General features: G+C 38.9%; 20 protein-coding genes. 11 read left to right on the top strand and 9 right to left on the bottom strand.

The genetic code is table 11. From position 1 onward, the window contains the following. Positions 1-198: 198 nt before the first annotated feature. Both R7Q39_RS19080 and R7Q39_RS19075 read right to left on the bottom strand, forming a co-directional pair. Positions 199-549: a hypothetical protein gene (locus tag R7Q39_RS19080; RefSeq protein ID WP_318076610.1), complete on the bottom strand. Its 351-nt coding sequence runs from the start codon at positions 547-549 to the stop codon at positions 199-201. A 21-nt stretch (positions 550-570) separates the two neighbouring features. Next, on the bottom strand, positions 571-960 hold the full coding sequence (locus tag R7Q39_RS19075) for a hypothetical protein (protein ID WP_318076609.1): 390 nt from the start codon (positions 958-960) through the stop codon (positions 571-573). A 135-nt stretch (positions 961-1,095) separates the two neighbouring features. Between R7Q39_RS19075 and R7Q39_RS19070 the strand changes: the two genes are divergently transcribed. From R7Q39_RS19070 to R7Q39_RS19040, 7 genes are all read left to right on the top strand, one after another. After that, positions 1,096-1,473, top strand: coding sequence for a hypothetical protein (locus R7Q39_RS19070; protein ID WP_053312619.1), 378 nt, complete (start codon positions 1,096-1,098; stop codon positions 1,471-1,473). A 13-nt stretch (positions 1,474-1,486) separates the two neighbouring features. Next, a complete protein-coding gene (locus tag R7Q39_RS19065; RefSeq protein ID WP_318076608.1) occupies positions 1,487-2,203 on the top strand; it encodes a hypothetical protein in 717 nt (238 codons plus the stop codon). A gap of 98 nt (positions 2,204-2,301) precedes the next feature. Further along, entirely contained in the window at positions 2,302-2,880 is a 579-nt protein-coding gene (locus tag R7Q39_RS19060) for a hypothetical protein (RefSeq protein WP_318076607.1), read from the top strand. Between the two features lie 330 nt (positions 2,881-3,210). Continuing rightward, entirely contained in the window at positions 3,211-3,786 is a 576-nt protein-coding gene (locus R7Q39_RS19055; RefSeq protein WP_318076606.1) for a single-stranded DNA-binding protein, read from the top strand. Positions 3,787-3,950: 164 nt separating this feature from the next. Then, positions 3,951-4,439 carry a hypothetical protein gene (locus R7Q39_RS19050; RefSeq protein ID WP_318076605.1) on the top strand — a complete coding sequence of 163 codons (489 nt, stop codon included), beginning with the start codon at positions 3,951-3,953 and terminating at the stop codon, positions 4,437-4,439. Then, complete coding sequence (locus R7Q39_RS19045) at positions 4,436-4,894, top strand: hypothetical protein (protein ID WP_318076604.1); 459 nt, start codon at positions 4,436-4,438, stop codon at positions 4,892-4,894. Before R7Q39_RS19050 ends, R7Q39_RS19045 begins: the two co-directional genes overlap by 4 nt. A gap of 47 nt (positions 4,895-4,941) precedes the next feature. Further along, on the top strand, positions 4,942-5,412 hold the full coding sequence (locus R7Q39_RS19040) for a hypothetical protein (RefSeq protein WP_318076603.1): 471 nt from the start codon (positions 4,942-4,944) through the stop codon (positions 5,410-5,412). 43 nt (positions 5,413-5,455) lie between these two features. Here R7Q39_RS19040 and R7Q39_RS19035 read toward each other — a convergent pair whose 3' ends face one another. Continuing rightward, a complete protein-coding gene (locus tag R7Q39_RS19035; RefSeq protein WP_318076602.1) occupies positions 5,456-5,806 on the bottom strand; it encodes a hypothetical protein in 351 nt (116 codons plus the stop codon). A 155-nt stretch (positions 5,807-5,961) separates the two neighbouring features. Here R7Q39_RS19035 and R7Q39_RS19030 point away from each other — a divergent pair, with 155 nt between their 5' ends. Further along, complete coding sequence (locus R7Q39_RS19030) at positions 5,962-6,999, top strand: hypothetical protein (RefSeq protein ID WP_318076601.1); 1,038 nt, start codon at positions 5,962-5,964, stop codon at positions 6,997-6,999. A 38-nt stretch (positions 7,000-7,037) separates the two neighbouring features. On the opposite strand, the gene R7Q39_RS19025 is transcribed toward R7Q39_RS19030, so the two are convergent. The 3 genes from R7Q39_RS19025 to R7Q39_RS19015 all read right to left on the bottom strand — a co-directional run bounded on the left by R7Q39_RS19025 (position 7,038) and on the right by R7Q39_RS19015 (position 8,910). Then, the gene (locus R7Q39_RS19025) at positions 7,038-7,511 is read right to left on the bottom strand and encodes a hypothetical protein (protein ID WP_318076600.1); all 474 of its coding nucleotides are present in this window, start codon (positions 7,509-7,511) and stop codon (positions 7,038-7,040) included. Positions 7,512-7,666: 155 nt separating this feature from the next. Next, the gene (locus R7Q39_RS19020; protein WP_258637186.1) at positions 7,667-8,212 is read right to left on the bottom strand and encodes a phosphatase PAP2 family protein; all 546 of its coding nucleotides are present in this window, start codon (positions 8,210-8,212) and stop codon (positions 7,667-7,669) included. 152 nt (positions 8,213-8,364) lie between these two features. Then, positions 8,365-8,910 carry a phosphatase PAP2 family protein gene (locus R7Q39_RS19015; protein WP_020330817.1) on the bottom strand — a complete coding sequence of 182 codons (546 nt, stop codon included), beginning with the start codon at positions 8,908-8,910 and terminating at the stop codon, positions 8,365-8,367. A gap of 338 nt (positions 8,911-9,248) precedes the next feature. Between R7Q39_RS19015 and R7Q39_RS19010 the strand changes: the two genes are divergently transcribed. After that, positions 9,249-9,653 carry a hypothetical protein gene (locus R7Q39_RS19010; protein ID WP_318076599.1) on the top strand — a complete coding sequence of 135 codons (405 nt, stop codon included), beginning with the start codon at positions 9,249-9,251 and terminating at the stop codon, positions 9,651-9,653. An 18-nt stretch (positions 9,654-9,671) separates the two neighbouring features. Here R7Q39_RS19010 and R7Q39_RS19005 read toward each other — a convergent pair whose 3' ends face one another. Next, positions 9,672-10,076: an NUDIX hydrolase gene (locus R7Q39_RS19005; RefSeq protein ID WP_318076598.1), complete on the bottom strand. Its 405-nt coding sequence runs from the start codon at positions 10,074-10,076 to the stop codon at positions 9,672-9,674. A gap of 122 nt (positions 10,077-10,198) precedes the next feature. On the opposite strand from R7Q39_RS19005, the gene R7Q39_RS19000 reads away from it, so the two are divergent. After that, positions 10,199-11,365 (top strand): RNase H family protein, encoded by a 1,167-nt coding sequence (locus tag R7Q39_RS19000; protein ID WP_318076597.1) that lies wholly within the window; start codon positions 10,199-10,201, stop codon positions 11,363-11,365. An 801-nt stretch (positions 11,366-12,166) separates the two neighbouring features. Here the strand turns inward: R7Q39_RS19000 and R7Q39_RS18995 are convergent. Then, positions 12,167-12,433, bottom strand: a complete 267-nt coding sequence (locus R7Q39_RS18995; protein ID WP_318076596.1) for a hypothetical protein — start codon at positions 12,431-12,433, stop codon at positions 12,167-12,169. A gap of 82 nt (positions 12,434-12,515) precedes the next feature. Beyond that, positions 12,516-13,151 carry a hypothetical protein gene (locus R7Q39_RS18990; RefSeq protein ID WP_318076595.1) on the bottom strand — a complete coding sequence of 212 codons (636 nt, stop codon included), beginning with the start codon at positions 13,149-13,151 and terminating at the stop codon, positions 12,516-12,518. A gap of 344 nt (positions 13,152-13,495) precedes the next feature. On the opposite strand from R7Q39_RS18990, the gene R7Q39_RS18985 reads away from it, so the two are divergent. Continuing rightward, positions 13,496-13,705 carry a hypothetical protein gene (locus tag R7Q39_RS18985; protein ID WP_318076594.1) on the top strand — a complete coding sequence of 70 codons (210 nt, stop codon included), beginning with the start codon at positions 13,496-13,498 and terminating at the stop codon, positions 13,703-13,705. The last annotated feature ends 61 nt before the right edge of the window (positions 13,706-13,766 follow it).

Genomic DNA, 13,766 nt, shown 5'->3' with positions numbered 1-13,766 from the left:
ATGAAGTGTGAACGCCTGTTTACCAATCATCTTTCGATGCCGACAAAATCCGCTGGCTGGCAAGCCAATTCCTAAACGAGTCAGAACATGCTGAGGTTGTTTTCTAAGGAATGATTTGATTATACATAAATAATATAGAAGGTCAATATAAAAAGGCGGATAAATCCGCCTTTTTTGATGCTGTCTTTGAAAGTTTTGTTAGGTATCAAGCTTAACAGGCACGTATTCACCGAATGTACCCCAATAAGCTGGAGTCCAACCTACAGGGTATCGCGTGTTAAACGGCATAGTAGGAACATTTTCTTTTGTTAGCTCCTCAAGCTCATTGATTAGCTTTTCTTCAAAAAGGCAAAGTTCGCTAAGATTAACATAGGTTTCTTCACCTCCGATGAACGTAGTTACATCAATATTAATCTGATTCCAATCAAAGACCTGATCGCAGCCACCGCATAGCGGCTCATTTGTTTCTTTAATAAGGTCTTTGTTTTCATGACCGCATTTTGCGCATGTCCAAGAAACCTCATTGATTTCAATATGTGTTGCATTCATTGTGCTATACCCCTATACGCTTCACAGGTTGAGAAGATGAATGTTTTCGTTTGCTGCTTGACAGAATTCAGCATAGGAATCATATGGCATTACAGCACTCTTAAAAGACTCGGTAATCTCAACAACTCGGAATTCACGAACATCTGTACCGACATTGTAAGTAACAACGTCTACTGTTTTACTTTCACTTGCTGTCATTTTCGGTGATTCAAGATGACTAGTGCCACCCTTTAGAACTGAAAATAAGACAGGGGCTAATTCTGAGCATCGAAACTCACCAACACCCTGACCGAAATCAGCCATTTCATATTCAGTTCCTGCTGAATAAGTGGTAGACCAAGATTCGCAATTTACTTCTTTCATTAACTTGCTTTCTTTTTCACGGATGCCGAACATTTGTAAGTTTTTCATGGTGCGCCTCGATATTGTTTACATTTTTCTTTGATGTTTTTCATTATACATATTTAATTATTTAAGTCAATATTTATTGACTTAATTTTTTATTGGTGTAACTTACTAAGCATTAAATAATTAAAGGATACCACCATGAAAAGAGAAGATTGCCTAATTGTCATTTCTGAAGCCCTGAAAGCGGCTTCAGTCATTACTAAAGCCCAGCTATGTGCTTACCTGCGAGTTAGCTTGGATGGTGATTGTGATTCTTGCTTGGATGAAATCAAGTCACACATTGAGTCTCTTCCTGAAACATTCTCAACAGAACAGCTATCAATCGGAATCGATTCACTTTCAGATGATGAAAACGATACTGAATGGGTTCAACTGATCAAAGATGGCGCAAACTACTTCTTGAGCATTGATTGCGGTATCAAATCAACACCATTTACGAGCCTGGTTGATGCTGTAAGTTCAGCTATTGACAGCGCAATGTGCGGTTATCCTGTATTCGACATTTCAAAAGCATAAAGAGGGCAGCGCCATGAATAAACTGAATAAAATCGTTATCGCTAAATACCTTATTGATAACTGTGCAGATCACCCATTTATCGTAGATATTTACCAATCTCATGGATTGAAAATCCTAAGCGAATCTGTACGAAACAGCCGTAATTTTTTGCTAGCTGTGACAGATAAAGTTGGATGTAATCTTGATGCAAGCACAGTGAGTACACTATGCACAAACAACCTAGTTTTAAAGCTTACTGAGTCATATCTAGATCTTAAATATGAAACCGTACATATCATCGAGAACATTGTTTTTGTAAGCAATCTAGAAAATGATCTGGTAGTTATCTCTGCCAATGGCGCGGAAACTCTTGATGGTGCGCTAAACAAGACTGATATTGAACAGTTAGTTTGTAAATACAACATCCTTAACGCTTCTAAAGGCGTGTTACTTAAAGTATTAGGTTACATTGATAAGGATATCGACACTATTACACACAATTTTGAGAATTTAACAGAAGGCGACAAGCTTTCACATCGACTTCACTCAACGCCAGTTGAGATCAAAGATACAAGTCGCAATGGCACAGGTACTTATCTAGTTCCGCAAAGTGAATTAGCGTCAGGAACTCAAAGCGGAAACGTGTTTCTCTTCAATCCTGAAAAGTCATTCGCGGTACTTGTTGAGGGAAGTGAAAACAACCTTTACACACATGCTATTGCGGAAAGTTTCGCGATTGATGCTGCATAAACAAGCAATAAAAATGAGGTGTTTTACCTCATTTTTAAATTGAGCTTGTGGCGTATAAGTGTATAATAGAAACAAATCACTATTCAAGGAATTGCAGAATGAAAACGAAGTACAGACCACATCTAATCAATGCTAACAAACCCTTTGAGTTTAACCCTTCCAAGGGTAATGAAGTGCGCTCAGCTTTGTTGCTTGTTCTTTTTCAGAACTTCCTAGCCATTGAAAATCATTCGTTAGCACCGTACAAGTCTCGCCTTGAATTTTGTGGTGAGAATAATCAACTCCACCCAAATCACCAAAGCTATGTGAATAGCGTAAACTCACATGCTTACGGCGATCTGTTCGAGCAATCACCTGATAACTTACAGGAATGCTCTGATGCTAAAAAGTTTGGTCTTCGCTTGGCATACTTTCCTCAAGTGCCTTGCAAGCCGTTTTACTTCCCTGTTAAAGACATCAAAGAAGCGGTTGAATTCTACAATCTGCTTGTTCGTTACGATGAGTTCTTGCTAACAGAATGCGACTCTATGCGTGTTGATTACTCCAACATTTTTGAGTTGGAGATGATTGATCCTCAAGATGGAGACTGGTGTTCTTGGTTCTTAGAATCTGGTGATGAGTATTTCGATGATTTCCGTCAGTACCTAGACCACATTGAAGAAAACGAAGCCGCATAAAGCACACTGATTCGGAATAGGGCAAGCAGTTTAAGCTTGCCCTTTTTATTTCCTATAGCTCAATATCAATCAAATCAGATAACCGATTAAATCAACGCTCATAAACCGAACTAACTCTGAAAACCATTCATCATATCTTTCAAGAAAAACTCATGGCTTCCCCATGAGAAATAGCAATTGGCTTTGTTCCTTTCTCTCTGAAAATATTTTTTAAATTATTTATTATTTATCTATTGACTTCGGTCTGGTTATACGTATAATTGTAAACATCAAGAGGGCAAAAGCTCTTAACAAAATTGAACCACACCAATAGTAAATAAGGAATAAATTATGGCATCTCGTGGCGTAAATAAAGTTATTCTCGTAGGCAACTTAGGTGGCGACCCAGAAGTTCGTTACATGCCTAACGGTGGCGCGGTGGCTAATATCACTATCGCAACATCTGAATCATGGCGCGATAAGGCGACTGGTGAGCAGCGTGAAAAAACTGAATGGCATCGCGTAGCTCTGTACGGAAAACTAGCAGAAGTGGCTGGCGAGTACCTACGTAAAGGCTCTCAAGTTTACATTGAAGGTCAACTACAAACTCGTAAATGGCAAGATCAGCAAGGTCAAGATCGCTACACTACAGAAGTTGTAGTTCAGGGCTACCAAGGCGTTATGCAAATGCTAGGCGGTCGTGCTCAAGGTGGTCAAGGTCAACCAGCTCAAGGTCAACCAGCTCAAGGTCAACCAGCTCAAGGTCAACCAGCACAAGGTCGCACTCAAGGTGGTCAACCTCAGCAACATGCACCACAACAAGCTCAGCCGCAGCATCATCAGCAGCCGCAGCCGCAGAACAATCAGCAGCAGCAGCCACAATACAATGAACCACCAATGGATTTTGACGACGATATCCCATTCTGAGCTAAGTTGTTGATTTTAAAGAGTTTTTCCCTAAAAGGGTTGGCATTAGCCAGCCCTTTTTTATTTATCTGCAAAAATATTTAATGGCGCTTTTTAATTATTAATTTATTGACCTTTAGAGTTATTAATGTATAATTATTAAAGTTGGTTTTAGGCGGTAATATATGAAAGAAATTAAAAAAATCCCTACTCGTCAAGATGCGGAAATTAACCATAATGGTCACGAAATTACGGTTATTACGCATATTAATAGTACGGGGCAGGGCGTTGGTCGATTACATCTTTACTTTATGAAGAACGATCTGGAACTCTTGAATGCAAGAATCACCTTTGTCCTAAGACCTCGTTCAAATTTCAAACAGTACAATATTGCCTTTTCACTGAATAAATCAATTTACTCGATCAGTTCAGATGATAACAATGACCCATATTATGTCTTGGAGACAAGTGACGGTCTCATTGAAGCAAGTCAGAGCCTTGCTAACCTAACTAGAAATCATCTTATGCGTACTGTTAAGAGCTGTTTTGAAGATTGCTATAAAAATTATTTGATTGAAGAAAAACACGTAACCATCAAGTCTGCTATGAACGATCTAGTTTTAGGTTATTTCAAAAGCGTAGACGCTCAGATCAAAGAGCAGGGGATCAAATGAGAGCTAATAGAACAAGTCGCATTGACACCTCGCTAGACAAGCTAGCTATCGAGATTGACCTTGATATTACTGAAAGCCAAAGAGTAGAAGGATACCTAACTTTTATTTTTGCTGAGTTTGAAGTTGCGGATCTCGAATTTGTTGCTCATATCGACCTTCATAACATGAAAAAGGATATGTTTACGATTGAAAGCCCTAAGCTAAAAATCAAGCATGAAAAGGGGATTGAAGGCTTTTACAAGCAGGGTAAGCAAGCGGTTTACTTTAAAGACGAGAAGCTAAAAGAAATCATTATTAATCGAATTTCAGCGTTTACAAAAAGCTTTCGCATGAACAGCGATAAAACCATTAGCCAATTCAGACATATTTTTAGAAGCAATGATAATCCCCAAGTTAAATTAGGGAACGTTGATACCTTATTTCAAAATCATATCAGGAATGCAATTCCTGATTGATGCGGCACCAAACCACCAAACCACCAAACACCATAGTAGGACAACTTATGTTATCAATTACAATCGGCACATGCCCTAACTGCAATCACCCTACACATAAGGAAGTAGGTTCTATTGGACGAAATTCTACGGACGCTTGCCCAAATTGCCAGTTGCTATACACCGAAGATTGCCAGACCAATAGCGCTCTTTTGGGGCGTATCTATGAGTGGAAACAAATCAAAAAATTTCATGAAGCGGGTACATTCTCAGAGCTTGCTGAAAAACTAAGAGCACTTGCTGTAGAGCATTATCAAGAAGATAAGCCAGCCTGGAGCTATGAAGAAAATGAAGATTTCAAAGGGCTATGTAAGCTTGGTGGAATGGAACACAGCGTAAAATACGGCTTATCACACCTTAAATCCATTGAAGATCGAAATATTCAATGGCGAGCACGTCAAAACAACCCTGATTTGCTCCCTCAAATCGCTCATACGCCTCTTTACGGGCAAAGTCAGGGCTTTGACAACCCTTTTTAAAAAACGCGTTAAAAAGCACTCTCTGAGAGAGTGCTTTTTCTGTCTAATTAGAAGTATCAACCACAAAGCGGTAAACTCCGATTTCACTAAGGTAATCTGACACCTCATCGAGACTGTTTAAAATAACTCGATTTTTACCTTTGATGACCAGATAGATGAGCGGATCATCACTCAATCCAGTGTCAACGAACAATTCCGAAAATAAGCTCAACCCATAACCCAGAATATTTGGCTTGTTCTTATCAATTGCCTTATACACACATACGTATGCATTATCGCCAAACTCACCTCTTTCCATACGGCTGCAAAGTTGCGCGAATTCATCCCCTTCCACGCCTTTTTCAGACGCATGAATAGAGTTTCCTGCTTCGAATTGGATGATTTTTGTATTCATAGTAAAAACCTTTAATTAATACGTTGCTACTGATTAAATTTGCTATCAATTTACATGAAAAACCCTCAAACACCTATATCTCATTTACTTTTGATTCTATATATGTATAATTAGTGCTAGTTGGATTTTTATGCTGACAAGCAAGGAATAGGAACATGCACCCACTTCAAACAATCTGCTTTACCTTATCTATGACACCAGTCAATGGAAAGACGGACAACACATTTCCTGGTAGCATTCGCGAACTCGTTAACCAACAAGCCATGACAACACCAATTTATAACCTTCTCTATGATTTGGAAAAAATGGTTGTTCACACGTCCTCTGATCTTGATGTTGAGTTTTATAAAAAGCAGATCATGACTAAAGCCGAATTGTTTTTCGATGGCGTTACAGAGCCGCTAATTCTCGATCTCATGCCTGCTCATATGGCTTTCCCACGATTCCCTGATCAGTTATTTAAGCCTAATCCAGCATCAGGTGAAATTGAGTTAGTAGAAGGCAATCCGTACTTTGATACATTTGAGGATGCTATCCAGAGTGTATTTCGCTATTACATTGCAATTGCTAGAATGTGCGGACACTCCAACTTAAAATCAACTCACATCATCAAAACGTTTACCGTTGATGTAAAAAACGTAGCAACTCGAACCGTCTACCAGAAAAATATTAGTGAGGATGCAAAAAACGCGTTTATTCTATGCCTTGATAAAAAATTCTCTGAGCCTGAAGCGATGGACGGTCTCATTGAGCACTTTATTATCAACTTTATTGGTGGCATGACGCAGCAAAACGCTCACGCTCCAGTTAAAATTATTCATGAAGGTAAACCAGCGGTACAGAACGCCTTCGAAGCGCGTGATTGGTCTGAAGAAGACCTGGCGAAACCTTATAATGAAATGCTTGCTGAAACTTCATTTGACGACTACGGCGACTGTCCTGCGTATATGAGCCACTATGAGAGACTTTCTCGTTACCATAAAGCGTTATTTGAAAGCTTAAACATCGTTAATTTCCCTATGACAGAACAACGTGATGGAGTTGAGATCAGCTCTTATAGAGAGTTCTACCTGACTCCATTTAGCGATGTGGTTGTAAGTCATCTTGGCGAAATCATCAAGAAAGAGATCGATAAAAGAGGTTTATCTCTTGGTGACTTGATTAAAACTTATGCTTTAACCGTTAAAGCTTAGAGAAAGCAAAAAGAGTGGCAACCGTTGCCACTCTTTTTTTAATCAAATGAAATGTAAGCTCGCTTCTGAGAACTAATCCTTTCACCTCGCACATGATAGATATTAATTCCGCAAGCCTCCATGTTTGTAATCATTCCATTATCAACAAAGTATTCTTTGCATCCTGTTTTATCAAAAGAAAGCTCCCCACCAAACTCTTCTTCGTTGATTGCGTACTTAATCTTATAAACTCCACCTTCGCCAGGGAATTCGCTCTCCCCAAAGTAAACCGCGTCCTTGACTGTGTACGTCTCATTTATGCTGTTTGATAAAGTAACATCTTTAGGCGTTGCTAATTTTTCATGATGAACATACTCATAAATATCCGTAGGAATAAACACGCGAATCATTGAAGCCCCTAAGGAAGTACCGTACTTTATTTCTTCCTTTACTCCTACAGATACAGAACAACCAGAAACAAAAACAGTGGCTAAAAGTGGTAGTAAAACTGATTTTCTAATCAGATCCTTCATTTAAATTCCTTTATTTTATCAATTAAATAGTGTTTCATTTTGGAATAATTAGACGGGATAAACCCGTCATTGTCAATCTTCTCCTTTGTGGCTTATTGATTTGCGTGAACGAAAAAACGGGAGCATATAGCCCCCGTCTCTTAAGTCTGAATTATTTAGAACTGCATACTTGCGTATAGACCCACTTCATCACCGTTAACATACGGAGCAAGAGCGATGTTTGTCATTGAGTAACCCATTTTAGTTACTGCATACTGAACGCCCGTAGCAAGTACCGCACCTGCTGCAACATCACGCCAGTAGTGTTTGTCAGCTTGAACGCGAGAGTAACCAACCACCGCTGTTACAGCATAAGCAGGCAGACCGTATTCCCAGCCGTAACGCATTTGTAGGAACGCTGCGCCTTGAGCTGCCGCTGATGTGTGACCAGACGGGAATGAGTTGTTTGCTGAACCATCTGGACGCTCTGCATCAACTGCCCACTTAAGTGCGTGTGTTGCTGCTGCTGTGTATAGTGCGCCTTCAGCTAGCTGAAACAAGCCTTCACCGTCACCTTTCCAAAGAGCGATTGCGCCTGCTGTAAGAGGAACACCGATCTGAGCAATATCACCAAACTTAGTTAGGTTTTCGTTTTCTGCGTGAGCCATTGGTGCTACTACGGTTGCTGCTGCCAGTGTTGCTGCGATGATTAGTTTTTTCATGGTGTATTTCCTTTTGAATTTTAACTTTAATTTAGGGAAGTCTTTGCTTCCCCTTAATGTTTATAATAATACACTAATTAGATTTAGAGTCAATACATTTTAATAAATTAATCTGTATTTACGGGGAAGTGTTTTCCCCGTAATTAGATCATTTAGAAGCTCATGCTTGCGTAAAGACCCACTTCATCACCGTTCACGTATGGAGCAAGAGCGATGTTTGTCATTGAGTAACCCATTTTAGTTACTGCGTACTGAACGCCTGTAGCAAGTACCGCACCTGCTGCAACATCACGCCAGTAGTGCTTGTCAGCTTGTACGCGAGAGTAACCAACCACCGCTGATACAGCGTAAGCAGGTAGACCGTATTCCCAACCGTAACGCATTTGTAGGAACGCTGCGCCTTGTGTTGCTGCTGATGTGTGACCAGACGGGAAAGAGTTGTTTGCTGAACCATCTGGACGCTCTGCATCAACCGCCCACTTTAGAGCGTGTGTCGCTGCTGCTGTATAAAGTGCGCCCTCAGCAAGTTGGAACAAGCCTTCACCGTCACCTTTCCAAAGAGCGATTGCACCTGCTGTAAGAGGAACACCGATCTGAGCGATGTCGCCAAACTTAGTCAGGTTTTCGTTTTCTGCTTGAGCCACTGGTGCTACTACGGTAGCTGCTGCAAGTGTTAGTGCGATGATAGACTTCTTCATGGTGTACCTCTTAAATTTACTTTATTGTTCAGATGCTTTGCATCTCTTTATGTTTCTTATAATACATTAATTAATTTAAAAGTAAAGTGCTTTTTAAATATTTAATTAAATTTATTAATGCATGTTCAAGTGACTATTCTAAGTCTTTTCTTAGCTGCATTCCTGCTGCTTGTTCTCAATAATACATTACTAACGATCAGAGTCAACAATAAAATTTAAATTATTTAATTTTTATCTTTTTTATAGCTTAAACTAAAGGTGGACTTTTATCGTAAGATGATGATAAAATAAGAAAAAATAAAGATTGGCGGCTTTAATGCCATGCGAAAGTAATGTTTATGATAAATTCAGAATTAACCAATAAAGTAGCTGTAGAATTCAAGATTGGTGAGACGAACTTAGTTAGCACCATATACCACTCAGATTTTGATACTGTTTTTCACGAGCTATCCGTTACGATAGGTGCGAACAGAATCAGAAATGCTAAAGCAGTATTGAAAGCGGAACTATCAAGCAGTGATTGCAGCATTGATACATTTGGACTCGATACGCTTAATGAAAATGAATCTGAACTAATCAATCAAGTAATTAATCAATTTGAGTCACTATCAAGCCAAGCCCGAGAAGTGTATGAGGCTGGTGGAAGAGGGTATGCAGGCTTCTCGCTAGTAAGAGATTTTCTTCACTCTGAGGTGATAAGCGCACTCAAAGAAAGAGAGCCATTGATGATTGAAGCCGCATAGCGGCTTCTTTTGTGTTTCTTAACCCTTGATAATATGGCTAAGTGTCCAACGGTCAATTCGATTTCCGTCTAACATAAACTGAAACAAATCTTCTCGCTTAACCCATGCATGGTCGGAATGATCATCGTTTTGTACAAGCGAAACCTCACCAGAAGTAGTTTTGGCGCTAAAGAGATTAGCTTCAAATTTAATTTCTGGATCTTCATCATCAGAAAGGAACATTTTTCCATCCATTTCAATAGAGACATCCAGACCCGTTTCTTCTTTCACCTCTCGAATGACAGCTTCAACTAGTGTTTCACCATCATCTACGCCACCACCTGGTGTTTCCCACATAGAACCGTGCTCGTCACTGCTTGAACGTTGAATAAGAAGGATGCCCTTATCTTCACTCTCAATCAGGCATTTTACGTATTTTTTCATGTATACCATCCTTTTGCTTTATCCCAACAATACTCAAATAAGCTTGAAGGTCAAGTTATCCTTGATTCCTTTAATCTATAGCTGATAAAATATTTAATATATAAAATTGAGATACTAACATAATGAGAAAAGCATTTATTTTATGTGATGGTTCATATGATTCTAACTGGAGAATTGGCACTTGTGCATTTTCACTTGTTTACAATGGCGAAACCATACGAATGACAGAACGGTTTTCCAACTTTGATAATGCAACACAGTGCGAATTTTCTGGCATCGAAATGGCATTTAAGCTACTTAAGGATAAACTTGAAAAAGAGAGTGAATCTTTTTTATTAGATGAGGTTCATGTTTTTACCGATAGTGATAAGGCTGTTGAGATTATTACTAAAGGTAAGTATGCATCCAAGAAAGAAAAAGAGTTATATGCTCCTTTTCGTAACAAAGTTCTTACGAATAAAAGCATCACTAAAAAAATCTCGTTCCATGTCCTAAAGTCTCACGTACATGAAAGCAAGGCTAATCATATTGAAAGCAAGCACAATGAAATTGATGAGCTAGCTAGAAAAGAGCTGAATTCATTTCGGGAAGATCTAATAAACCCAGCTCATCAAGGTAGCGGTTATGCAGGGGTGATATTGACTAACAATAGAAGCAAAGCAAAAGATGCTGAAATGTTTCGGTTGGGTTACATGCTTGCTCATAATGGCTATAAAGTTAGAGCTTACGGAACGCTTCCAAAGGTAAAGCACAAATCATTTACTGAAAGTTTATATCACCGACCTAATGATTTTAGCGATCACCCATTTTATAAAGGCTTTATGCATTGTTGCTCGAAGAAAGATTATTCAACTAAGCCAGCAATAGAAACCATTAATTCAAGTGATTCTCCAGTATTTAAAAACAGATCCCAGCAGAACAATAATGGTTGTGAAGGGTTGGATGCATGTTTGTATTTTAAGATAAATTCAGTCTATGAAAGCCGTTCAGATATCGACTTAAATGACAAAATAGCATTCAGATCTGGCGCGGTTATCAGAACAATGTTTGGAAAAAACGCATTCAATAACAGGATGTCATTATTAAGCATTAACAAAAGAGCTGAATTACCGTCAGAATTCGTAATCTCTTTTGAAAAAAATACAGAAAAAACCAAAATCCTAAACAGGTTATCTGAGCTTGTTGGGATTCCAACGTATTATGGTTATGAAGAACTTAAAGTAGATTTTACTCACCTTGATGAACAGCGCCTGCGCAAAAAATCATCTCATCCGCAACTAGCCCAGTAAAAAAGCTGCCTAATGGCAGCTTTTTATTACAATCCGTATCCGTAGTCATCACGACTTTTTTCATACCTATGACCACGTTCACTTAAATCTTTTTGCTCAATTTTTACGCCCCTTTCAGCATGTGATTCTCCCCGCCCTATCGTTATATATAGTAACTTTCAGGGTGTATAATGTGTATTAAGGCAGCATTTTGCTGCCTTTTTCACACCAGTAAGATGTGCAGATATAGAGTGTTTCGTATGTATTGTGTATGCGTGTGATGCAACACCTTCCTGCTAAGCCGCTGCGTAGCAGCCTACGGTCTATCAGCGACATCTCTAGCTCAATATACACACCGAACATACACAGTGTGTATAAACACCAGTGAGCCATAGATCATTAGCATTAAAAGGCTGGCACTCACTCACTCGCTAATAAACACACTTTTTACTCTATACTCCGATAGGGCGAGGCTTCTTGAATCGTTTGCCGCAACCTAATTCTTGATTAGGATTTAAGCAGGCATCATCAAGGAGAAACGGTCAATCCAGCCGCTTTTAATTCAATTAACCCTGCATTACGCAAGTTTTTGCCTGAGTTGGTATCTCGGCAGTGTACTGCATTGCAGCTCGGGCAAGTCCACACCCTGATATGAAGCGGCATTTTTTTCACGCCGAAGCTTTCATTCGATGGTATTTAAAGACTCAACAAAACAATAAAGGTGGATGGTAAGCTCCCTCCGTACTTATTGTGACGTGATATATTTTTACCACACATAAAAAAAGAGTTGCAGTAGCAACTCTTTTTATCACCTTTAACGCATTATGATGCTAACTTTTCAAAAACTGACTTCGGGATGAATGCGTATTTTTGACCACGAGGAAGTTTCTCTTTACCGCTTTGGTCAGAAACTTTCCAATAGGATACGATTGCACTTGGCTTTCCTTCCTTATCTAACTCAAAGACGGTAGCCAACCAGCCATTTGAACGTAGCGCTGAATGACCAGCAGCCATAGCGCACATTTGGTCTTCAGATTCGTCGCCCTGGAGTTTAGCAATACCTTTTACTACACGTATCAATCCAAACATATAATCACCTTGATAATTTTAATCGTTAAAATCTAACATGGATTACCTTACATGTATAAGGCATCCATCACGAGTTCTTAATCTAGCTACGAAGCAGAATAAAATCGAAAAATCGATCCAAGTCCTCTTTGTATTCATCGGCATCATGACTGATGAATCGCGCTGAACCAATTGGAGCCATATCCGTAGAACTCAGCCAGTAAGTTGCAGAGGTAGTACAAACAGTTAAATACACATGCTTGTTACCATGAGCGACATTAATCAACCGTAAATTTCGATTACGTGTTTCAACAGCATCGGTTTGTTCCGCTGTAAGGTGTCCCAATGAATTCAGGATATCTACAGTTTCTTTCGCGTTTACGCGAGACCCCAGAATTTGCTCTTCTACATCTTGATGACCATTACCTACGCGCTGACTAAAACATAAGTATGCGGAATCCAGACCATCCACAGCATTGCCGATCTTAAGGCTTTTAAAATACGAATCTTCAGTATTTAGAACAATATCGCAAAGCTCACGTAAATACACAGTAGGATTATCAACTCTGAGTTGAAGGTATAACTCTAGCTTGTTGGCGAAATCCTTATCATTATTCGCTTTTGCTACGAGTTTATATGCGAGACTAGAAGAGTCATTCCATTCGCGCTTAGTAACATACTTTTGTAGCTCGCTTAGTGCGTATAGAGCGAATTTAGATAGGTTTGATTCTTTTGTCATTCTTTCGACCTCAATAACTTTATGTTTTTATTATACATAAATTACAGTGAGAGTCAAATTGATTTAAATAAAAAAATGGCGCATATAAATGCGCCAGAGTATTTGAGGCAACAATCGAGGTGATTGTAATTTTATAGTTTTTATGATTTGTGTAAACTATGAATTGGAGATTCATGCTTAGTTGTATTGTAGTAATGGGGTTGTTAATAATCAAATCATTATTTTATATATGTGATAAAAATGTGACGTAGATCAATTCATAAGTGACTGATATTAAAATAAAAATATTGCTTTTTACTGTCACTGATATATTCTTAATCAAATATATGAAATGAGGAATAACGATGTTTGATCGCAACCTATTGAAACCACTTGAGACTGTTGTTTTCATCAACGACTTTCGATTTGTAAAGAAAGGAACAAGAGCTGTATTCATCCAACCTGATACCGATTCTGGACATAGCGTTGCACTTGTCGCCTTATTGGATGAAAACGCAGCATCTTTTCTAAAAGAAAATGGATTTAACGAAATTGTCGGAACTCTCCATCTATAATTGCGTATCAATTTAGGTGGGGATGGATAGCCACTACCGCGAAGCGGTAGAAAGTATTTGA

The sequence above is a fragment of the Vibrio sp. 947 genome (assembly GCF_033339115.1).
In the GTDB taxonomy this organism is placed as follows: Bacteria; Pseudomonadota; Gammaproteobacteria; order Enterobacterales; family Vibrionaceae; genus Vibrio; species Vibrio alginolyticus.
The sequence above is the reverse complement of the archived record's forward strand: the minus strand, read 5'-3'. Positions and strand labels throughout refer to the sequence as shown.